This window comes from Hallella absiana, from assembly GCF_025457485.1.
In the GTDB taxonomy this organism is placed as follows: Bacteria; Bacteroidota; Bacteroidia; order Bacteroidales; family Bacteroidaceae; genus Prevotella; species Prevotella absiana.
In genome coordinates this window covers 1-19,540 of sequence record NZ_JAMXSP010000041.1, presented here as the reverse complement: position 1 = coordinate 19,540, position 19,540 = coordinate 1, and the positions used below count along the sequence as shown (strand labels likewise).

General features: G+C 46.8%; 22 protein-coding genes and 4 pseudogenes. 12 read left to right on the top strand and 14 right to left on the bottom strand.

Going from position 1 to position 19,540, the window contains the following annotated elements:
• Positions 1 to 123: 123 nt before the first annotated feature.
• From NG346_RS13240 to NG346_RS13210, 7 genes and pseudogenes are all read left to right on the top strand, one after another.
• Positions 124 to 345, top strand: a pseudogene (locus NG346_RS13240) (secondary thiamine-phosphate synthase enzyme YjbQ); the annotation flags it as partial.
• A 16-nt stretch (positions 346 to 361) separates the two neighbouring features.
• The gene (locus NG346_RS13235; RefSeq protein WP_262281323.1) at positions 362 to 925 is read left to right on the top strand and encodes a flavin reductase family protein; all 564 of its coding nucleotides are present in this window, start codon (positions 362 to 364) and stop codon (positions 923 to 925) included.
• A gap of 12 nt (positions 926 to 937) precedes the next feature.
• Complete coding sequence (locus NG346_RS13230) at positions 938 to 1,210, top strand: MmcQ/YjbR family DNA-binding protein (RefSeq protein WP_262281324.1); 273 nt, start codon at positions 938 to 940, stop codon at positions 1,208 to 1,210.
• A 79-nt stretch (positions 1,211 to 1,289) separates the two neighbouring features.
• Positions 1,290 to 1,532: a hypothetical protein gene (locus NG346_RS13225; RefSeq protein ID WP_262281325.1), complete on the top strand. Its 243-nt coding sequence runs from the start codon at positions 1,290 to 1,292 to the stop codon at positions 1,530 to 1,532.
• 2 nt (positions 1,533 to 1,534) lie between these two features.
• A complete protein-coding gene (locus NG346_RS13220) occupies positions 1,535 to 1,921 on the top strand; it encodes a C-GCAxxG-C-C family protein (protein WP_262281326.1) in 387 nt (128 codons plus the stop codon).
• The gene (locus tag NG346_RS13215) at positions 1,918 to 2,613 is read left to right on the top strand and encodes a DUF2200 family protein (protein WP_262281327.1); all 696 of its coding nucleotides are present in this window, start codon (positions 1,918 to 1,920) and stop codon (positions 2,611 to 2,613) included. Before NG346_RS13220 ends, NG346_RS13215 begins: the two co-directional genes overlap by 4 nt.
• A 29-nt stretch (positions 2,614 to 2,642) precedes the next feature.
• Positions 2,643 to 3,146, top strand: a complete 504-nt coding sequence (locus tag NG346_RS13210; protein ID WP_262281328.1) for a GNAT family N-acetyltransferase — start codon at positions 2,643 to 2,645, stop codon at positions 3,144 to 3,146.
• A gap of 174 nt (positions 3,147 to 3,320) precedes the next feature.
• On the opposite strand, the gene NG346_RS13205 is transcribed toward NG346_RS13210, so the two are convergent.
• From NG346_RS13205 to NG346_RS14705, 9 genes and pseudogenes are all read right to left on the bottom strand, one after another.
• The gene (locus NG346_RS13205; protein WP_081657713.1) at positions 3,321 to 3,749 is read right to left on the bottom strand and encodes an Hsp20/alpha crystallin family protein; all 429 of its coding nucleotides are present in this window, start codon (positions 3,747 to 3,749) and stop codon (positions 3,321 to 3,323) included.
• A 247-nt stretch (positions 3,750 to 3,996) separates the two neighbouring features.
• Positions 3,997 to 4,752 (bottom strand): energy transducer TonB, encoded by a 756-nt coding sequence (locus NG346_RS13200; protein WP_262288822.1) that lies wholly within the window; start codon positions 4,750 to 4,752, stop codon positions 3,997 to 3,999.
• Between the two features lie 35 nt (positions 4,753 to 4,787).
• The gene (locus tag NG346_RS13195) at positions 4,788 to 5,327 is read right to left on the bottom strand and encodes a beta-class carbonic anhydrase (RefSeq protein WP_262281068.1); all 540 of its coding nucleotides are present in this window, start codon (positions 5,325 to 5,327) and stop codon (positions 4,788 to 4,790) included.
• A 407-nt stretch (positions 5,328 to 5,734) separates the two neighbouring features.
• Entirely contained in the window at positions 5,735 to 6,430 is a 696-nt protein-coding gene (locus tag NG346_RS13190) for an MBL fold metallo-hydrolase (RefSeq protein WP_262281067.1), read from the bottom strand.
• Between the two features lie 23 nt (positions 6,431 to 6,453).
• Positions 6,454 to 6,966: pseudogene (gene msrA / locus NG346_RS13185) on the bottom strand (peptide-methionine (S)-S-oxide reductase MsrA); the annotation flags it as partial.
• A 42-nt stretch (positions 6,967 to 7,008) separates the two neighbouring features.
• The gene (locus tag NG346_RS13180) at positions 7,009 to 7,389 is read right to left on the bottom strand and encodes a YccF domain-containing protein (RefSeq protein WP_262281066.1); all 381 of its coding nucleotides are present in this window, start codon (positions 7,387 to 7,389) and stop codon (positions 7,009 to 7,011) included.
• Between the two features lie 271 nt (positions 7,390 to 7,660).
• A pseudogene (locus NG346_RS13175) lies at positions 7,661 to 7,771 on the bottom strand (cysteine peptidase family C39 domain-containing protein); the annotation flags it as partial.
• An 18-nt stretch (positions 7,772 to 7,789) separates the two neighbouring features.
• Positions 7,790 to 10,072 carry a TonB-dependent receptor domain-containing protein gene (locus NG346_RS13170; RefSeq protein WP_262288821.1) on the bottom strand — a complete coding sequence of 761 codons (2,283 nt, stop codon included), beginning with the start codon at positions 10,070 to 10,072 and terminating at the stop codon, positions 7,790 to 7,792.
• A gap of 93 nt (positions 10,073 to 10,165) precedes the next feature.
• Positions 10,166 to 10,407 (bottom strand): annotated as a pseudogene (locus NG346_RS14705) (IS30 family transposase); the annotation flags it as partial.
• Between the two features lie 123 nt (positions 10,408 to 10,530).
• On the opposite strand from NG346_RS14705, the gene NG346_RS13160 reads away from it, so the two are divergent.
• Positions 10,531 to 10,659, top strand: coding sequence for a hypothetical protein (locus tag NG346_RS13160; protein WP_262281063.1), 129 nt, complete (start codon positions 10,531 to 10,533; stop codon positions 10,657 to 10,659).
• 63 nt (positions 10,660 to 10,722) lie between these two features.
• On the opposite strand, the gene NG346_RS13155 is transcribed toward NG346_RS13160, so the two are convergent.
• Together NG346_RS13155 and NG346_RS13150 are read right to left on the bottom strand one after the other, a co-directional pair.
• Entirely contained in the window at positions 10,723 to 13,815 is a 3,093-nt protein-coding gene (locus NG346_RS13155) for a DUF3427 domain-containing protein (RefSeq protein WP_262281062.1), read from the bottom strand.
• Positions 13,816 to 13,915: 100 nt separating this feature from the next.
• On the bottom strand, positions 13,916 to 15,034 hold the full coding sequence (locus NG346_RS13150; protein ID WP_262281061.1) for a 5-methyltetrahydropteroyltriglutamate--homocysteine S-methyltransferase: 1,119 nt from the start codon (positions 15,032 to 15,034) through the stop codon (positions 13,916 to 13,918).
• A gap of 160 nt (positions 15,035 to 15,194) precedes the next feature.
• Between NG346_RS13150 and NG346_RS13145 the strand changes: the two genes are divergently transcribed.
• Positions 15,195 to 15,689, top strand: coding sequence for an Lrp/AsnC family transcriptional regulator (locus tag NG346_RS13145; protein ID WP_262281060.1), 495 nt, complete (start codon positions 15,195 to 15,197; stop codon positions 15,687 to 15,689).
• Positions 15,690 to 15,841: 152 nt separating this feature from the next.
• Here the strand turns inward: NG346_RS13145 and NG346_RS13140 are convergent, their stop codons facing one another.
• Complete coding sequence (locus NG346_RS13140; RefSeq protein ID WP_262281059.1) at positions 15,842 to 16,144, bottom strand: helix-turn-helix domain-containing protein; 303 nt, start codon at positions 16,142 to 16,144, stop codon at positions 15,842 to 15,844.
• A 32-nt stretch (positions 16,145 to 16,176) separates the two neighbouring features.
• Positions 16,177 to 16,653 carry a cupin domain-containing protein gene (locus NG346_RS13135; protein ID WP_262281058.1) on the bottom strand — a complete coding sequence of 159 codons (477 nt, stop codon included), beginning with the start codon at positions 16,651 to 16,653 and terminating at the stop codon, positions 16,177 to 16,179.
• Positions 16,654 to 16,872: 219 nt separating this feature from the next.
• Here NG346_RS13135 and NG346_RS13130 point away from each other — a divergent pair, with 219 nt between their 5' ends.
• The 3 genes from NG346_RS13130 to NG346_RS13120 all read left to right on the top strand — a co-directional run bounded on the left by NG346_RS13130 (position 16,873) and on the right by NG346_RS13120 (position 19,255).
• Entirely contained in the window at positions 16,873 to 18,051 is a 1,179-nt protein-coding gene (locus tag NG346_RS13130) for a MoaF-related domain-containing protein (RefSeq protein WP_262281057.1), read from the top strand.
• 312 nt (positions 18,052 to 18,363) lie between these two features.
• Positions 18,364 to 19,071: an acyl-[acyl-carrier-protein] thioesterase gene (locus NG346_RS13125; RefSeq protein WP_262281056.1), complete on the top strand. Its 708-nt coding sequence runs from the start codon at positions 18,364 to 18,366 to the stop codon at positions 19,069 to 19,071.
• A gap of 28 nt (positions 19,072 to 19,099) precedes the next feature.
• The gene (locus tag NG346_RS13120; RefSeq protein ID WP_262281055.1) at positions 19,100 to 19,255 is read left to right on the top strand and encodes a hypothetical protein; all 156 of its coding nucleotides are present in this window, start codon (positions 19,100 to 19,102) and stop codon (positions 19,253 to 19,255) included.
• A 190-nt stretch (positions 19,256 to 19,445) separates the two neighbouring features.
• On the opposite strand, the gene NG346_RS13115 is transcribed toward NG346_RS13120, so the two are convergent.
• Positions 19,446 to 19,538, bottom strand: a complete 93-nt coding sequence (locus NG346_RS13115) for an Hsp20 family protein (protein ID WP_262288853.1) — start codon at positions 19,536 to 19,538, stop codon at positions 19,446 to 19,448.
• Positions 19,539 to 19,540: the final 2 nt, after the last annotated feature.

Genomic DNA, 19,540 nt, shown 5'->3' with positions numbered 1-19,540 from the left:
GAAAGCCTTCAGGTCATGCCTGAAGGGAATAAGGGATATACCCTTCTTTTTCTATAGATGTGTTACTGTCTTTGGTTAGGCAGCGGCATCTGCCCGCCACGGACAATCCCCCTTGGGCCGACTATTTACGATCGGCTCGTGCCGGAAAATATGCCGGACTACCGTCATGTCCTCGAAGGCTCTGACGATATGCCCGCACATGCCAAGTGCATCATTACCGGTGTGAGCATCAACATTCCCATCACTGATGGACGGCTCAACTTAGGCACCTGGCAGGGTATCTATCTCTGCGAGTTCCGCAACGACGGTGGCAGCAGACATATTGTAGCAACAATTTTAGAATAAGAAAAATAAGAAGAATATGAAGAACTTTGATCCAAAGGCATGGTTCATGCCACAAGCAGTAATCATTATCGGCACGTATGATGCTGACGGGACTCCGAATGCGATGAACGCGGCGTGGGCTGGGCAGTGGGACGGCGACAAGATCATGATCTCGATGGGCAACCATCAGACAACCGTCAATCTCAACGCCAATCCCGACTTCACCATTGCTTTCGCAACGACTGAGACGATGATCGCAGCTGACTTTGTCGGTGTGGTGAGTGGAAAGAAAGTGAAAGACAAGGTGGCTAAGACAGGCTGGAAAGTGGAAAAGAGTGAGCACGTGGACGCTCCTGTCTTCACCGACTTCCCCATGACCATGGAATGCCGCATAGAACGCAAGATTGATGAGTCGGAGACCGGCTACTATATCGTGGCAAAGATCGTAAATATCCGAGTGAACGAGGAGTACCTTGCCGAGGATGGCAAACCGGATTTGGAGAAGATGCACTTGCTGACATTCGACCCTGTTCATCTAGGCTATCTTGAAATTGGCAAGCGTGTGGGCAATGCTTTCAAGGATGGAACGCAGTTGAAGTAATTTCATCAGCTAATGAATATCGAAGAAGTTCGTCTTTGTGCTTTGTCCTTGCCCGGGACTACGGAAGACCAGGCTTATGGTGCGGATTGGGTGTTGTTTCGTATTGAAGGAAAGATCTTCCTGCATATATGGCTCAATGCCCCGGAACCGACCTGCGCCGTGAAACTTCCTCCCGAGCAAGGACAGACGCTACGCGACCATTATGACGGCATCCGTCCGGCTTACCACTTGAATAAGGTGCATTGGAATGATGTTTTTTCGATGAGATTGATGGTGATATGGTAAAAGACCTTATTAATCAGTCTTATAGGCTTGTACTCAGTAAACTGCCCAAGCGGTTGAGAGATAAATACAGCTTTGAGAAATGAACACAGCAGACATTGACACGACCAATATGTGCTCGCACTTACGGCACAAGCTGATGGATGCTGATGGCATCTATCATCCTATTTGGCAAACAATACAAGACGATCCGGAATTGACGGCAGTTGTCCGTTCCCGCCAGCTGCATATCTACCGCAACGGCAAGAAAGTGCTGGTACTGAAAGGGAAAGCAGAACCACAGATCGTCAGGGAAGATCCGATAGACGAATTAATTAAACAATGACAATGGAATCAAGAAAAGATATAGCAGCAGAAAAGAAAGCGAGTTTCAAATTCAATTGTGCCCAGTCGGTGCTGACGACTTACGGCGATCTGACGGGACTTGACGAAGCCACAGCTATGAGCATGACCGACGGCTTTGCGGCTGGAATGACCAATATGGAGGGTACCTGCGGTGCGCTGATTGGTGCAGACATGGTTCTCGGACTGGTCAATAAGGACAAGGCGAAGACGATGAAGCAGATGCGGACGATCATGCAAAAATTCCAGGACCGCAACCATGCCACCCAGTGCAGACTGTTGAAAGGTGTGGACACCCACGTGGTACTCCGTCCTTGTCCGCTGTGCGTGGCCGATGCGTGCGAGTTCTTGGAAGAAGAATTAGGGAAATGATGAACGTAGAGGATTTGCGGTCATATTGTCTTTCTCTCGACACTGACGTGGTGGAGAAATTCCCCTTCACGGCCTTCAAATATGCCAAGGATGTGCTGGTATTCTATATCTCGGGCCACATGTTCTGCTATTTCGACATCAACGACCTGAGCAATGTGACGGTGAAGTGCGACCCTGACAGTATTCCGGAGCTGGAGGATCATTACGACTGGATTAGCAAACCATACAACGGCAATGCCAAATACTGGATAGGCATGGACGCATACCGGGCTGACAATGAACTATTCAAGCAGCTCATCAGAAAATCCTATGAAATAGTAAAGAAAGGGAATAAAACAAAAAAGCGCAAAATGAACGTATTCGAAATGAAGTTCGCCAAAGTATTCCCGATGCTCATCGCCAAGGCGGAGCACAAGGGACGGAGCAGAGAGGAGGTATATGAACTGACGGAGTGGCTGACCGGCTACAGCAGCGACGAACTCGACCACCTGCTCACCAGCGATACGACGTACGGTGAGTTCTTCGACCGGGCCCCGCAGATGAACCCTGCCCGCATGAATGTCAAAGGCAGAATCTGCGACATCCGCGTCGAGGAGATAGAAGACCCGAAGATGCGCGACATGCGTGTGCTCGACAAGTTGGTGGACGAGCTGGCAAAAGGGAAACCGGTGGAGAAGTTACTAAATCTTTGAATGGGTAATAAGCAACGCAAACATTGTAAATGGAAAGATTCGTCAGAAAAGCAACAGCTAAGGACCTGCCGGTGGTCCTCGACCTCATAGAGAGTGGACGGAGGATCATGCGTGAGAATGGCAATCCGCATCAGTGGGGAGACAGCCATCCGACGGTAGCGCAGATAGAGGATGACATTGCTGATGGTTGCAGCTACTTGCTAATGGAGGACGGCAGAGCCATAGCCACCTTTGCGTTTATTCCCGGCCCCGATGTCACCTACGCTGTCATTTACGACGGACAGTGGATTGACACCGACAGACCGTATTACGTTCTGCATCGCGTGGCAAGTGCGCATGGACAACACGGGATCATGACCAGCATCCTTGATTATTGCTTCACAAAGACCGGTAACATCCGCATTGATACCCACCGGGATAACAAACCCATGCAAGGAGCATTGGCGAAGGCGGGATTCCACTACTGTGGCATCATCCATCTGCTCGACGGTGATGAGCGGCTGGCTTATCAGAAGATAATTGATTCTCAGTAATCTGTTGAGCCTATAGCATAGTTGAGCAGACACGAAAAAGGGCGGCTCCCTATTCAAGAAGTCGCCCCGCCGGAGAATGCCGGCATATAGGAGATTATGTTGTAGAAACAAAAAAGGGACTGCTCCCCATGAAGAGAACAGTCCCTATAATACCACTGAGCAGCAACGCCGGGGTTATGCGACCTCAATGCGTTTTGTCTCCTTCTCAGCCTTCTGAGTGCGAGGAAGTGTGATATGAAGCACACCGTTATTAACCTTTGCCTCAATCTTGTCCTTCTCCACATCCTCAGGCAGCGTCAGAGCCTGCTCATAATTGCTGTATGAGAACTCGCGGCGCAGATAGTGCTCCTTCTTGTTCTCGTCCTTCTTTTCGTCCTTGTGCTCCATCTTGATGGTCAGATTGCCATCCTTGTCGACGTTCACCTTGAAGTCATCCTTCGTGGTGCCTGGAGCAGCAAGCTCTACTTCGTACTCTTTATCATTTTCCTTGACATTGATAGCAGGTGCTGTGACGTTCATGCGCGGCATCCAACTTGTGTTCAACATATCGTCGAAATCATTGTCAAGCCAATTGTTCATGTCTCTCAATACCGGATACAACATAAGTCAAAACCTCCTAATTATCAATTAATTCGTTCTTAATTTATCCTCGGCTCATTCATCGTCCTCAGGTTCCTTTCGTTGCCTTCGTCCGACTTCTGAACTTCACTGATCTCAATGCAATATCCGTGCCTATAAACAAATGGTGACAAATCGTGCCATCATTGTCAGTAATGCTTAAAATATTTACACTTTGCTGACAACAGTGGCACATATGTAAACTTGTTATCCTCTGCGCAACACACTATGTCTAGTATCGGAAAGATACTGGGAGGTTATATCTCACACGGACGGGTTTTCCGTCTTGTTTCCCTGGAACCCAACGCGGCATACCCTGCACCACTAGCAAAGCCATCCGGTCGAAAGCAGGATCTAAGGAGCGCTTAATCTCTATGTCAGAAAGGGCTCCATCAGGCTCCACGATAAAAGAGACTACTGCACGCCCCACTACGTCACTCTGCTCTGCCTCTTCTGGGTATCTCAAATTCTCATTTATATACCGCATCATGGCAGATTGGCCTCCCGGGAAATGAGGCATCTGTTCTACCACATCATAAATTCGACCCTTCCATTTTGTTGAATCATACGGTATCTTTTCTGTAGTCTTGCTGAAATGGCTACCATTGTATTCTAATAGCTTAAACGTAATTTTAAAGCGACGGTCTTCATATAAACTAGTAGATTTATAATAGCTGTAATTTCTACGTGCCTCAAAAGCGGGTATATCCACTTGCCTAGTCATTGACGGAGCTATGTCAATGTCAGTCTTGCAATAATCTTTATAGTCAAGCAGAGTACCACTCATATCAAAATAACACAGACGGAATCTTACATTACAAATCGTTTGTTTCGTATGATTCCGAAGGGATAGCGTTCCTTCTGTATCATTCCAATTTTGCTCATAGCGTACCATGGTAACAGCCATACTATCACATGCTGTATCGTTGGCAAATGAAGCTTGGATACAGAATACTACCATTGATAAAAGTAAAAAGAAATGCTTCATATTCAATTGCCTAATAAATTATTAATGTAGAATGATTACGCATTCAATTCCGTGAGTGCTCCAGTTGTGGAATCGATGATAAAACCGCGGACAATGATGTTGTCGGGAACGAGCGGATGGTTCTTCACCCGTTGCATCGTCGCCCGCACACTCTTTTCCGTGTCGCCGAAGCCGTTGAGCCACTGGTGGAGGTCGATGTGCTGTTCCACTTCCGCTACCTTGTCAGCGTCAATCCGCTCTCGAATCAGATGCTCCATGTGCTCGCCGGTCATCTTTCCAGCACCGCAATCCGTGTGGTGGATGAGCATAATCTCCTCAATGCCCAACTCATAGATGCCCACGATGATAGACCGCATGACTGCGTCATAGTCGTCGAGGATGACGCCGCCTGCCACCTTAACAATCTTCACCTCACCATTCTTGATGCCTAATGCCTCAGGCAGCATCACGCTCAGACGGGTGTCCATACATGTGACTATAAGCGTCTTGCCTGACGGCTTGCCATCGGTGATATGCTTCTCGTAGCCCTTCCCGGCAACAAAGCGTCGGTTGTTCTCCAGTATTTCGTCAATCATAATAGCAATCAGTTATATTACAGCAAATTTCCATGCGTTGAATATTATATAAAGACCAAAAATATTATTATAACATTAGATGCTATATAAGAAAGCATACATACCCACCATTGAGTAAGAATTTTATTTTTTCTAAACTTTTCATATGCTCTCGTACAACTATTTTTCATAAAAGGATAGAGAATAATCCACGTTAGGAAAAAACATATTAGTATGTTGAGAGTATTATATCCTATTCCGAATGCCTTTAAAAGTCTATCAAAAAGAAGACTAATCGGAATTGATAGAAAAAATGAACACCCTAAATATGGCGTTTCGTTCCAAAAGGGATCGGCACATGCAAGCCTATAAAAAACATATATTATATAATCAAGTACCAACATCAATCAAACTTTTTATCCATATAGTTATAAAATTTGTCCCCTACCAGAGCACCTTGGGCTTGATGATCTTGGCGGCGCGGGCGTCTGCTCAGGTGTCATGGTGAACGGCTGGTTGGTGGAGAGGAAAGCCACGTCAATGTTTTTGATGTTCCGCATCTCTGGAATATCCTCGGTATCGCCGGAGATATATACACGGAAACCGTCAAGAGTCAGTATGAAACCGTTGTCCCTGCCTTTGGGATGATATTTCTCTTTGCCCGGAGTGGTGTTGTACGCCGACACGGCATCCACCCGGATGTCATCAGCCAGCTGCAGATGGTCGCCATTGTGCATGACCTTTCCCTTGCCGATGATTTTGGCGCAGTTCGCATTCGTGATGATTACGGTCGTTGGTTTCTCCAGTTGATGGATAGCTGCTGTGTCGCAGTGATCAAAGTGCTCATGTGTCACGAAGATGTAGTCAGCTTTGGGATAGGCGCTATAGTCCGTCGTCGGCTTCAAGCCACGCACCGGATCCACTTCTATCTCACGACCGTCAAACGTGATGCGGATGCTGCCATGTTTGATGGCGGTAAAGACAATCTCTTTGCCGCTCTTGATCTTGAACGTGTCTGTCTGGACAGCAGCGTCCTTTTGTAAAGTACTCTTCTTCCCTGTGCAGGCTGCGAAAGCCATTGTTGCCATCAAAAGCAACATGGTCAGTAATATATTCTTCTTCATCTCGATACAGTTTTTATTGAGTATCACTTCTTTGTGTCCTTTGCCTTGCTCGCAAACTCAAACAAGCTTTGCGGCAGATGACAGTAACCGTCGGGATTCTTGTCGAGATAATCCTGGTGGTAATCCTCCGCCTTGTAGAAGTTCTGTAAAGGCTGGTTCTCAACGGCAATCTTTCCGTTGATGTGCTTCTGCTCTTCGGCAAAGACCTCGTTGATAATCTTCTCGTCATCCTTGTCGGTGTAATAGACACCGGTGCGGTACTGCGTTCCGGTATCGTGGCCCTGGCGGTTAATACTGGTTGGATCTATGGCTTTGAAATACATCTCCAACAGAAACTTCAATGAAACCTTTGCGGGATCGTAGGTGACATGGACGGTTTCGGCAAAGCCGGTTTTGTCGGTGCATACCTCTTTGTAAGTCGGGTTTTCCGTTAAGCCATTGGCAAAGCCAACCTCTGTGTCCACCACTCCATCAATCTGCTTGAAGTAATGCTCGGTGCCCCAAAAACAGCCTCCGGCAAGATATATATCCTTCAAATTCTCTTTTTCCATATTTATCCGTTTTATGTTTTCTGTATATTAGAAATCGTTGTTGACTATTTCCTTCCCGAATGGTGCCAGTGCCAGGCGCATCAGCCGGAAGTGCATCTTGCCCCAAGGAATGCCGACGATGGTGATGCTCAGGAGCAGACCAAAGTCAAGATGTGTCAAGGCTATCCAGAAGCCACCGACGAAGAACCACAGTACATTCATGATCATGTTCAGGCATCCAGCATCCTGCGGCTGGTCAACAATTTGTGAGCCAAAAGGCCACAGTGCAAGAATACCCAGCCGCATGGTGGCAATGCCGAATGGGATGCCAATGATGGTGATCATCAGCAGGAGTGATGAAACGAAGTACTCCACTGCGATGCCCAATCCTCCAAAGACGAGCCAAATGATATTTCCTAATATCTTCATGAATTCAATCTCGGTTTCAAATGATGAACGCTTTTGCTTGCAAAGATAATGAAAATCACTGAAAGCAAAGAATGGACATCATCAATTTAGGTAGTCAAACAAATTAATAGGATTAAAAGGTTCGAGTCTTTTTTGAGGGGGGGGTGGTACAAGGGGGGGGATCCTTCCGATACCGTGAAAATCAAGGGTAGTCAACTCAACTGTGTCAGGGGCGTTTTCCCGTTAGGCATTAACCTCGGTCGGCGGGACGCGATTTTCAATCGCGTCCCGCCGACCGAGAATCTATAGAATATTCTTTGCCGAAATGTTTGCAAATCATTTGCAAGCAGGCTATGCCACATTGCATTGAGTCATGCTGATATATGATTGTTATTTTTCCCATTTTAAGAACACCGTAGAATTACATTCTGTTCTTCTGGCTTTGACCTGCTCCTGTACCCTTATACTTGCTTCGAGTGACATTGAACTTATAACGGACTGTCAATGAGATTTTACTTGTTGAGAACTCATCGAAGATGGTTTCCTTCAGTTTGCCGTATTTACCTATGATGTGACTGTCGTTCGTACCAAACACGTCGTTGACATAAAGCTGGAAAGTCAAGCAGTCCTTCAGAAAGCCCTTGTATATAGACAAGTCGGTGTCGAACATCGGTTTGTAGATATAATGGTTCTCCTCATATCCCTTTGTGATGTAAGTCATCATAACGGAGAACATCGCCCATTTCGTATCGAAAGTGTTGTTGAATTTAAGTTCCGCTATAGGCTTGTTAAGATAATATCCGTCCCTTGTCTCTAACTTGAACCATTGCTTCTCAATCAATGCTGACAGCTCTGGATGCCAAATGCCAAAGGTAGGCTGCAAGGTGAGCGACGAAGTCACATTGTTATAAGATTCGCCATTTATCATCCTCATCAACCCAATGGTGGCATCGTCCTTATACATCTCTACAGTCTGATATATCGGATCGGATACATGTTCATAAGTCAAGTTGAAAATCAACCATTTATAGGCGAGGTCGTAACTTATATTTCTTGAAATCTCTGAGACAAGAAACGGATTACCGGTCTCGTATGTATAGTGGTTGCTATATTGCACACCACTTCTTAATACCCAGTAGTTAGGACGATCGATGTCGGCTGCATAGCTCAGCTGCATCTGTACATTGCCAAACGGCATCGAAAGGCTGAGAGACGGAAACCAGTTGCCATAAGTTTTGCTTTGCTCCGCCATATACTTACCATCGTCGTAATATTTGAAATCAACATTCTCGTATCGCAATCCCGCTTCCATGTTCAACTTGCCAAAGTCACGACTATAGGTAACGAACGCAGAGGACATGCTCTCTTTAATGCGGTCTCTTACATTGTCGGCAAGAGTGTTTGGAATGATGGCGTAGTTGGTGTTACGGTTTGTGAATGAATACTCGCCACCTACAGACAAGCCACCACCCAACAGCGGATAAGAGAGCACCAATTTGGAAGCTATCAGGCGGTTGTATTTTGAAGTGGTACTGTTTACAAGTTGGTTTTGTATTTCCGAGTTTACCTCCTGATAATGCTCATCTATATTGTTTTTATTGTTTCCTTTAGACCAAAACCAGTCGGTATTGAAGTCAATGCCCAATTTCCCTGCCTTGCCTACATAATATATATTGCTTGACAAGTTGCTGTTCTGCCCAAATTCTGATCTGACAGAAGTGCTGGTCTCCGTCAAATCTTCATTTATCAGTACAGAGCCTTCCGTCTTTCCGGCTGTTATCAGCTTTGGATTGCGTAAGAAACTGAAGCTTGCTCCCAACGAATTGTTGTCGTCAAACTGATAACTGACATTCAAGCGAGAACTAAAAGTTTCGGTTTTGTTTTTCCATCGTGTTTTGTCCTGTTGGTTCCATGTCTTGTCGAGATATGTCATTTGCTGCAAGTCTTTCTCGTCTGGCGATGATTGTTTTGCGCCATAGGCGTAAGCACCAAGCTCCAATCCGCTCTTACGGTAATACATATTCAGTCTGTCATATCCGCCAATGTTCTTTTTCTCGTCGTACGATCCTTCTGTTGTAGCGTCAAAACCGAATCCATCTCCTTGTATCTTCTTCGTTGTGATACGGATGACGGCCTTCGTGCTTGCAGCATAACGAGCACCTGGGTTAGATATTACTTCAACCGACTTGATGTTGTCCGAACTCAAACGGTCGAGTTCGCTTCTGTCTCTCATCTGTCGTCCATTGATATAGATGATAGGCTCGCCACGTCCAAACACCTTTATGTTGCCATTCTGTGCAGACACATTAGGTATGCGGTCGAGCAGATGCTCCATTGTTCCTGCCTTTTCAAGGACAGAACCAACAATAGTAGTCACCATTCCCCCATTTTTCAAAACGGTCTTTGGCAAAGATGATTTTACTACCACTTCGTCGAGCATCCTGCTATCTTCTTCCATCTTGATAACTCCCACATTCTCACCTGTGCAGTCCTTGAATATTGTCTTATAGCCTACAGAAGTTACCTTGAGGATTCCACCGCTGCAAGAGGAGTTGATGGAAAAGCACCCGTTCTCTCCACTCACAGCCCCATTGACAAATGTTGAATCTTGACGGTTTAGGAGCACTACATTTGCAAAGGCCAAAGGTTCTCCTTTGGAATCTACAATCTTTCCTGAAATGTTCTGTGCCATCATCTGTGCCATTGTTGAGAAACAAACGACTATTGTCAAGAAAAACGTTTTCATAATACGACTTTTTTATAATCAAACAGGCGGAATCAATTCGCAAGTGCAAATTTACAAAGTTTTTTTGTAGACGACTTCATCAGGAGTGAGAAAATTTAATTTTTCCCTTGGTCTTGCGTTAATTTTTCTTTGTATCATCTTTATTCTCTGTTGACTTACATTCTTGAAATCGGTGCTATTGGGTATGTAGAGCCTTATGAGGCCGTTTGTGTTTTTGATGCACCTTTTTGCCATGGGGCATGAGGATCGGCAAAGTACACTATTACGCCCAGCTTTTTCGTAATGTACTCATGACGGATACCATAAATGTGTCTACCTATGAATAAAGCAGGCTAGCAGCATCGTCACAACCCTTTTTACCGCATTTGCTATCTTTATTGCCGTTTGCAAAGTTATGGATATCCGACTATGACAACATGTCGGCTACCTGCTATGGCTTTGAGGCCAAATATCCCGAACCGGGTGATGACGCCGATACTACAGACTGCATCTTCTCGACGAGTCCGGCTTCACCCATCTCACCGACTATGCCGCAGGTGTCATAAAATGTCCCCAGCATCTGTCCCTCAACAGTATCCGTAAGGCTACGGTAGTTGCCATAGTTTATTCTACCCTACCCTTAATTTTTCTGCTTTATCAAGAATCTTACCTGGTATTTCATTCTCCATACGCCATGTGATGGTCATCGGACGGTCACCACGGGATGAGACATACCTGACGGGACCAAGACAATAATAGGACTCTGTCAGGCCATAAGCATCCTTCTTTTGTTCTCTGACGAAAAGCAGAAACTGTTGATGTGTCTGTGCCTGGTCCACATACCGTCTGCCGGCATTGTCGTGGCTGGCAGTATTCTGGCTCTGCCATTGGAAAAGAGTTTCACTGATCGCATAATCTTCATACTGTGTACTCGGCGAAAAATCCCTATCACTCTTATTGAGGGTGACCCACAACAGTTCTGTTTTTCCGTCCACCTTATAGATACCACTCTGTGCGCTGAGGCTCTTCTCGGCTGTGATCCGTCCGAAGAGAATAAGTTGTTCCTCCCGGGAATAGCAGCCATAGAGTTCGAGAGGAACATCATTGGGCAGACTGCCTATAAGCCGCGTCGCTAAATCGACATGCTCCTTGAGCCAGGACATTATTTCCTTTACCTCTTCTACAAACAGCGGATGGGCGGCGAAGGTGCGGAATCCTTCGTCGATCGTTGAGAAGCCCATTTTCCCTATGGGCGCATTGTACAAAGCATAGTAGAACATCAACGCCCATTTTGCCTCCTTGCCAGCATGCTCATACATGAAATTATTCGCTATGAGCCGCTGGATGAAGCTGATATAATCTATAGAGTTGATATGCAACAAGTTGCTGAGATTACGCTCGTAAACGCTTGTATACTTGTCTTCCTCGTAACGAACCTGGTTAGCCAGTTTCATATAGAGCGACCAGCATTTATTGTTCTTATAGATCTGTCGGATGTCAAGGTCAAACTGCTCCAGGAAATGGCTGAGCGTCAATTCCCGTCCTGTGTTTGTCTGGAACAATTGCATCTCATTGACGATACGCCGCTGATTGAAAATGGCCGAACGGATATTGTCAAGGATATACTTCTGGGCGATCTTATCCATCGTGATAGCGCACCCGCGGGGAAGCATTGGAAATCCCTCTTTTATTTGAGAAGCTATGGACTTGTCGGAGGGACTGAGCAGCGGACGGAGCCTGCTCTCAAAGCTATAGTTGTGGTGAGCTTGCAGCACGAAGTCGAGAACCGTAAGACAATCCTTGTCCGGTGCCAAGCGAAGACCACGGCCGAGCTGTTGAAGGAATATAGTAAGACTCTTGGTCGGTCGGAGAAAGAGGACAGTGTCAATCTCAGGAATATCAACACCCTCATTGAGGATATCTACCACACAGAGATAGTTTATTTTCCCCGTCTCAAAGCGCTCCAACACACGGCGGCGCCGCTCTTCGGAATCTTGTCCGGTGAGGGTATCGGCGCGATATCCAGCCTCCCGAAGTCCTTCAGCTGTAGTGCGTGCATGCTCGATGTTGATGCAGAAGCAAAGCGCCCGACAGTTCATCTCGTCAGCGAGGTATTTAGGAATCGTGGCGGTAATGAGATTGAGGCGGTTGCGCGTATTTAGTTTTGCTGCAAGCTCACGCTCATCGTATCCTGCTGCCGTCCATCTCACATTCAAGAGATTGGCCGTGTCGTCGCCTATACAGAAATACTGGAACGGGCACAGCAACATGCGGTTGATGGCTTCCGGCAGACGGATCTCTGCAGCTATCCGGTTGTCAAAATCTGGTAGCAGGCTCTGTCCGTCGGCACGCTCCGGCGTAGCTGTCAGTCCGAGGAGAACAGAAGGATTGAATTGCTGAAAGAGAATGCGATAACTGTTTGCCGTGCTGTGATGAGCCTCATCGACAAGGATGTAGTCGTAAAAATCATGCCTCATCCTCGTGAACAGCTCCCTATTGCTGTTGAACGTCTGGATAGAGATAAAGAGATGATTCAGGTTGCCCGTCGCCGACGGCTGGTATTCTCCCACCCATAATTCACCGAAAGTAGGATCATTGAGCACGGAACGGAACGTTCGGATACTCTGTTCGAGAATCTCTTTTCGGTGCACGATAAACAGCAGGTTATGGTGATCAGGATGAGCATCATGGAACCGCTTGTAGTCGAAGGCTGCGATGACCGTCTTTCCCGTTCCCGTGGCAGCCACGACAAGGTTACGGAAGCTGTGATGGACCTCACGGGCAACAGAAAGCTTGTCGAGGATCTCTTTCTGTTCCGGACGAATCATATATCTTGCCAACACAGTGGGGTGCTCACTGTCGTTCTTATGCTGTTCGGCATAGATGGCACGTCGAAAACGCTCCTCGTCATAGGGTTCAAAGTCGGGACGGTTCCAATAGGTATCAAAGGTTGCCAAGGCGGCTTTGATGATTTGTGGGTTCTCCTGTGACGTCACGCGAATATTCCATTCCAGTCCTGTCATGGCCGACTTCGTCAGATTGGAGGAACCAATATAAGCGGTATGGAGACCACTATTGCGGAGAAAGATATACGACTTGGCATGGAGCCGGTCGAGCGTTGTGTCGTATGTGACCCGAATGTCTACCTTCTCTGGACTGAGCTCTTTTAGAAATTGCAAGGCCTTAGGCTCTGATGCCGCCATGTAAGAGGTCGTGATAATATGCATACGGGCATCAGGGCGCTCCAAGAAATGACTGAGGGAATCTTTGAAAATCCTCACGCCCGAAAACTTGATGAAAGCAACAATCCAATAGATCTCGTCGGCCGACTGAATGTCAAGGTTGATCTCACTCTGCAGAGACAGGTCGTGATTGCTGCCTGTGAAAAGGTTACTGACGGTGAATCCTGATTTCGGACGGAGTAGGTTATAAGCCTTGATCTGTTGCTCATTCTTACCCGCCCTGGAAATAATCCCGCTGAGCAAGTAATTTTGTACGACCAACAAGTCATCAGCAGTATCACACGACCACTCGCCTTCTATGAAGTGGAGAATCTTGTTAATGAATGATATCCGTTCTTCAAGACTTTCAAAGAGTTTGTCGTCAGTCAGTAACCGGGAAAGGATTTTGGAAATATACAAACTGACAAAGCGCGGAAAGACACTCATCCCACTGCTCAACCAATTGGTGGACTGGTCGTTGGACAACATGGATGCTATCATAAGGCACCGAAAGAAATATGCATTGTAGATTATGCATCACAAAACGGCATATTCTGCGCTACATTGTCGCTGTAGATGGTGCTCAACCCTGCGAAGAAACTTATCCCCAGACCTCTTTTGCGATCTCTCTTACGAGATCTATCTTCGCCCACTGTTGAGCCTCAGTGAGTTTATTGCCAATCTCGCAGGATGCAAATCCACACTGCGGACTGAGGCACAGTCTGTCGAGTGGTACATACTTCTCTGCCTCGCGGATACGACGCTTCACCTCTTCCTTGTCTTCCAATACAGGCAATTTGGTCGTTATCAATCCGAGAACGACCTGCTTGTCTTCAGGAATATACTTCAGTGGTTCGAAACTGCCTGAGCGCTCGTCGTCGTATTCCAGATAGAAGGCATCGACGTTTTCCTGGGCAAACACATAGGGGGCTACAGGGTCATAGGCACCCTTGCTGGCCCATGATGAGTGGTAATTGCCCCGACAGATATGGGTATTGATAACAAGGTCATTCGGTTTGTCTTGCAGAGCAAGATTGTTCACCTCAAGATAACGCTCAGCTTCTCCTTCAAGCGTGAAGCCGGTGCCCGCTATTGCCTTCCAATAATCATCGTCGATGATCATTCCCCAAGTGCAATCGTCGAATTGCAGATTGCGGCAGCCCGCAGCATAGAGGTCTTTGATAACCTGACGATAGGCTGATGCGAGATCTTCTATCAGCTGATGCTCATCAGGATATATTTTCTGTGTATCTCTGGCATTATTGCCACGGAAGAACTCTGCAAGCGTCTGTGCCGGTGCAGGAATAGTCTGTCGGGCAACAATTCCCTCACCTTCAAACTGTTTCACATATTTAAAGTGCTCCACGAATGGGTGATTCTTGCCGCCAAGCTTGCCCGTTAATCGCGTAGATCCCTTCGTGGTCTCCTCATCGTGAAACTGGTATCCATGTTCCAGTTCTATATGCTCAACGCCCTCAAGACCCCACATAAAGTCGAGATGCCAGTATGCACGGCGGAATTCTCCGTCTGTAATATCTTGTAGTCCGTGCGCTTTCTCTTTCTCTATCAGATCTTTGATAAGACGATCCTCTACCGATTTTAGTTCCTGGGCACCGATTCTACCCTCGGCAAATTGTGCTCTTGCTTCCTTGAGTGCTTTCGGACGAAGGAAGCTTCCTACGAAGTCTGCGCGGAACGGCGCATGTAATGTACTGCTCATTGTTATTGTCTATTGTGTTAAACTTTTGATTTCGATGCAAAGGTAAGAACAATAAAATTATCTGCAAAATATTCTTTTGAATTCAGAAAAATGTGCTACTTTTGCAATCAGATAGTAAAATATGCAGAATATTATTCTACAAAATTAAGAGATAACTAATATGGCAAACCAAGATAAGCTCGACACTACTGATATTAAGATGCTGAAGATACTGCAACAGAACTCACGGCTCACCGTGAAAGAGCTTGCTGCAAAAGTAAATCTCTCCCCCACCCCGGCTTTCGAACGACAGAAGCGGTTAGAGCGGGACGGGTATATCCAGCGCTACGCTGCTATCGCAGACCACCACAAACTTGGAAACAACGTTATTGTGCTATGCAATATCCGACTTAAGCAGCATACCCACGATCTTATACAGCAGTTTATGGATGCAGTGCAGTCGATCGATCAGATCACGGAATGCTATAACACCACCGGCGACTATGATTTCCTTATTAAAGTTTACGCACGAGACATGAAAGACTACCAGGACTTCATGCTCAATACGCTTGGAAATATTAGTTGTGTTGGGAGCTTGCACAGCGTTATCGTTATCGGAGAGATTAAGGACTCACACGTTATACCAGTGGCAAGATACGAAGAAGAAAACCACTGACAAGGCATCTGTACAAACAGATGTTGCCAAGACCTGCCGATCTCTTTTCGCTCCATTGCTCAATAAAGAATGGAACGGAGAAAGCGTGCAACAACCACGACTGGTTCAAGTCGGCACCTGTCTACATGCTGTGTTTCAAGAATTTCTGCTTCTTACTCATTCTCTCTGTGTCGCAGTCGCATCTCCTTAGGTGGCAGTCCCATCACCTGCTTGAAGGCCCGGTTGAAGTTGGCTGGGGAGCTGAAGCCTGTATCATATGCAATCTGCTTAATAGACAAGGTGTTATCAGCTATCAACTCCAAGGACCGGATTATTCGCTGGTAACAAAGATAATTGCTGAGGGTAGTGCCCGACTCACTGAACAATCGGCTCAGGGTGCGTGTGGAGATACCCGCGGCATGGGCTGCATCGCTGGCTCTGATATTGTCAGCAAGATGCTTGTGAATATAGTCCATCGCCTTACGGAGTACAGGACTGCTTTCTGTGTCTATGCCGCGCAAGGGCAATGACAGTTGCCGTTCCACTCTGTGGAAGGTTTCAAAAAAAAAAGACAGAAACTGTGGAGTGTGGCATCACCCTCATCCACAACAGGGCCGCGCTTGGCAATGAAACTTAGATTAGCCCGTGCCCAAGGACATACATATAGCACGCTGAATGACTCAAAGGTCTTGACTTTGTCGTCAGGCAACTGAAAATAGAATATACGCAGGTTTATCTTCCGGTTGTTACTTGCCAACGCATGCATCATGCCGCTGGGAATCCAGCAAGTGTAGCCCTCAGGCACAAAGTATTCACGCGTACCGACAGTCACATGCAGAGAGCCGGCAATAGTCTCCACCACCTGTATGCAATGATGGCTGTGTGGTGCAAGGTCAACACCCTCGCGCCCCGTAACCTTGATGAGGACTTTTCCTTTCCCAACTTGTTCTACCTGACGAATAAAACTCTCTTGCTCTTCGTTCATTTACGTACCTATATTATTATATAATGTATAATTCAGTTATCCGCAAGGTTAGACCTTTGGTAAGGAATTCCGGCTTGGCGGTAATTGAGAATTCTTTGGCCTAATTTGCTAATGCTGCACAAAGATAATATATTAATTTTGCAATCGAAAATAAATCAGTAGAAATTGAACTGTCTTTCTTAATAAGACCATTGAATATTCATTCTAAACAAACAGTATATGCAACTAAAGAAAATTGTATTATCAGTCGTCCTGACTGTTATCGCTCTCAGCAGCGAAGCCAAGGGACTGGCACTGAAAGTCTATAATCCCGGCACCTCAGCCATCTTCCCGGTGACCTCCACCATCGTCTATGGTAAGAAGGACGCTGCGCTCATCGACGCACAGTTTCAGAAACAGTATGCTGAACAGATTGTGAAGGAGATCAAGAACATGAAGAAGAATCTGAAGTATGTCTTCGTGTCGTATCACGATCCAGACTACTACTTCGGTCTCAACGTCATCCACAAGGCTTTTCCCGAGGCAAAGATCATCTCTACGGCACAGACCGCTTATCTCATAGAGGCTTCCAAGGACATGAAGCTCGACGTATGGAAAAAGCAGTTGGGCGCCGATGCCCCCGACACGCTCATCGTGCCTGAGGTTGTCGACTCGCTGCCCGCTATCGAGGGCAATGCCTTGGAGGTGAAATACAGCAAAGACGACTCGGCCCATCCCTTTGTCTGGATTCCCTCGCTGAAGGCTATTGTTGGCGGTGGCAGCGTCACAGAGGGCGGTCACATTTGGATGGCAGACACTCAAGGCGACAAGGGCATCGCAAAGTGGCAGCAGGTGATCAGCGCCATGAAGCAACTGGAACCCGTCACAGTCGTTCCTGCACATTTCGTCAGTAGCGACTACAAGCCGCAAGTTCTCGACTTCGTTGGTAAGTATCTTGCCGACTACCGTCAGGCTGCCGCCAAGAGCAACAATGCTGACGAACTGACCGCCGCTATGGAGAAAGCTTGGCCGCAGTTGCCCGGGAAGGACAACCTCGTCTTCAGCGCAAAAGTTTTCAAGGGCGAGCAGGAGTGGAAGATATTCACCCCCTATCCACCCATCGGCCGAGCCATCAAGGTAGACTTCGGCGCCTTTGCCTTCCGCAACAGTTTCAAGGATGCCCACCACATGACATTCCTCGGTCTCAACGGAGTCTACAAGGGCGTTACCGACAACGTGCTGCCCAACGTCGTGGAGGTATCTCCAAACGTGTTCATGGTCTATTGGTCGGAGCCTAACTCCACCAAGAGCAACGTGGTGCATGTGCAGAACTACAACACGGGTACCGTGTGGACCAACATCGCCGCACCCGACGGTAAGTTCTACAATATGCAAGGCAAAATGAGCGTTGTGGAATAATAGTAGATTAGTAATTTTAATCTGAGCCATAACTCACCCTGCTTGGGGTGGGCTATGGTAGCCAGGGACTATGAGAATGTTGCACCAGTCACCTCCAAAAAGGGAGGTAAGGCGAGACTCTGACGTCGCCAGTATGCAAGATGCGAACCTTGATAGTATTCATTCTATTGAAAAATATCTTTTTATGCAACAAAGATACGATATTTCATCCGAACGACAAATAATTTCTGTATTTTTGTACCACTATAAGATAATTGCACACAGTCACTGGTTAGATAGCAAACGGTGATTTCATTCAATAAAAGATGAGACATGTATAGCATTGACAACATTGTAACGACAAGCACGTGTGACAAGGGCGGCAACCTGAAATTGTTCTCAGCGTTTCAGATGATGCAAGACTGCTCCGAGATGTGGATAGAGTCAGAACCTGGCGTGAAGACTTTCTTTGAGGAATCCGGTATGACACAACTGCTCGCCTCCAGAGAGGTGGAGATTGTAAGAGTACCGCGGTTCAAGGAAAAGCTCCGAACGGAGACATCGGTCTTTGATGTCAAGCCTATGTTTGGCTTCCGCAACACGTTCATCTATGACTCCGACGGCAACGTATGCTATAAGACCTGGTCAATGGGAGCCTTCGTCGACCGCATAAGCGGCAAGTTGCAGAGAATACCCGATGAGGTTCTCAAAACAGTAATGATTGAGTCCAAGAAGGACATGACCTACGGTGAACGACGAATCATTCTGCCAAAAAATGCAGCTTTCAAAGAGCAGGCCTCTGTCGCCGTAACCCACAACGATATTGACTATAACGGCCATGTGAACAACGCCAACTATATCCGTATTGCTATGGAGTATCTGCCTGAAGGATTCGCATACCGACATGTAAGGGTAGAATACAAGCGTCCCGTCAGATTCGGGGAGGTAATCGTCCCCAAGACATACTTGTCGACGGATGGCATCTTCTATGTAGAGTTGTTATCAGCCAGCGCCGTATGCGCCATCCTGGAGTTGAAATGATAGTTTGATGAACAAACCAAGAACTCAAATGGAACGATTCGTCAGAAAAGCAACAGCTGAGGACCTGCCGGTGGCTCTCGTTCTCATAGAGAGTGGACGGAGGAGTTGGCAAAGGCTGGATTCCACTACTGTGGCATCATCCATCTGCTCGACGGTGATGAGCGGTTGGCTTATCAGAAGATAATTGATTCACATTAATCTGGTGAGCCCATAGTGTTATTGAGCAGACACAAAAAAGGCGGCTTCCTTATTCAAGAAGTCGCCCCCGCCGGAAAAAGGGCGGCATATAGGAGATTATGTTGTAGAAACAAAAAAGGGACTGCTCCCCATGAAGAGAACAGTCCCTGTAATACCACTGAGCAGCAACGCCGGGGTTATGCGACCTCAATGCGTTTTGTCTCCTTCTCAGCCTTCTGAGTGCGAGGAAGTGTGATATGAAGCACACCGTTATTAACCTTTGCCTCAATCT

What these genes read in the sequence shown, in the direction of transcription:
- NG346_RS13235 (WP_262281323.1), top strand. Translation starts at nt 362, where the DNA reads ATGAAGAACTTTGATCCAAAGGCATGGTTCATGCCACAAGCAGTAATC.
- NG346_RS13145 (WP_262281060.1), top strand. Translation starts at nt 15,195, where the DNA reads ATGGCAAACCAAGATAAGCTCGACACTACTGATATTAAGATGCTGAAG.
- NG346_RS13205 (WP_081657713.1), bottom strand. Translation starts at nt 3,749, where the DNA reads ATGTTGTATCCGGTATTGAGAGACATGAACAATTGGCTTGACAATGAT.
- NG346_RS13160 (WP_262281063.1), top strand. Translation starts at nt 10,531, where the DNA reads ATGTCGGCTACCTGCTATGGCTTTGAGGCCAAATATCCCGAACCGGGT.
- NG346_RS13195 (WP_262281068.1), bottom strand. Translation starts at nt 5,327, where the DNA reads ATGATTGACGAAATACTGGAGAACAACCGACGCTTTGTTGCCGGGAAG.
- NG346_RS13130 (WP_262281057.1), top strand. Translation starts at nt 16,873, where the DNA reads ATGCAACTAAAGAAAATTGTATTATCAGTCGTCCTGACTGTTATCGCT.
- NG346_RS13125 (WP_262281056.1), top strand. Translation starts at nt 18,364, where the DNA reads ATGTATAGCATTGACAACATTGTAACGACAAGCACGTGTGACAAGGGC.
- NG346_RS13180 (WP_262281066.1), bottom strand. Translation starts at nt 7,389, where the DNA reads ATGAAGATATTAGGAAATATCATTTGGCTCGTCTTTGGAGGATTGGGC.
- NG346_RS13170 (WP_262288821.1), bottom strand. Translation starts at nt 10,072, where the DNA reads ATGGCACAGATGATGGCACAGAACATTTCAGGAAAGATTGTAGATTCC.
- NG346_RS13135 (WP_262281058.1), bottom strand. Translation starts at nt 16,653, where the DNA reads ATGAACGAAGAGCAAGAGAGTTTTATTCGTCAGGTAGAACAAGTTGGG.
- NG346_RS13210 (WP_262281328.1), top strand. Translation starts at nt 2,643, where the DNA reads ATGGAAAGATTCGTCAGAAAAGCAACAGCTAAGGACCTGCCGGTGGTC.
- NG346_RS13120 (WP_262281055.1), top strand. Translation starts at nt 19,100, where the DNA reads ATGGAACGATTCGTCAGAAAAGCAACAGCTGAGGACCTGCCGGTGGCT.
- NG346_RS13140 (WP_262281059.1), bottom strand. Translation starts at nt 16,144, where the DNA reads ATGGACTATATTCACAAGCATCTTGCTGACAATATCAGAGCCAGCGAT.
- NG346_RS13190 (WP_262281067.1), bottom strand. Translation starts at nt 6,430, where the DNA reads ATGAAGAAGAATATATTACTGACCATGTTGCTTTTGATGGCAACAATG.
- NG346_RS13230 (WP_262281324.1), top strand. Translation starts at nt 938, where the DNA reads ATGAATATCGAAGAAGTTCGTCTTTGTGCTTTGTCCTTGCCCGGGACT.
- NG346_RS13215 (WP_262281327.1), top strand. Translation starts at nt 1,918, where the DNA reads ATGATGAACGTAGAGGATTTGCGGTCATATTGTCTTTCTCTCGACACT.
- NG346_RS13200 (WP_262288822.1), bottom strand. Translation starts at nt 4,752, where the DNA reads ATGAAGCATTTCTTTTTACTTTTATCAATGGTAGTATTCTGTATCCAA.
- NG346_RS13220 (WP_262281326.1), top strand. Translation starts at nt 1,535, where the DNA reads ATGGAATCAAGAAAAGATATAGCAGCAGAAAAGAAAGCGAGTTTCAAA.
- NG346_RS13225 (WP_262281325.1), top strand. Translation starts at nt 1,290, where the DNA reads ATGAACACAGCAGACATTGACACGACCAATATGTGCTCGCACTTACGG.
- NG346_RS13150 (WP_262281061.1), bottom strand. Translation starts at nt 15,034, where the DNA reads ATGAGCAGTACATTACATGCGCCGTTCCGCGCAGACTTCGTAGGAAGC.
- NG346_RS13155 (WP_262281062.1), bottom strand. Translation starts at nt 13,815, where the DNA reads ATGATAGCATCCATGTTGTCCAACGACCAGTCCACCAATTGGTTGAGC.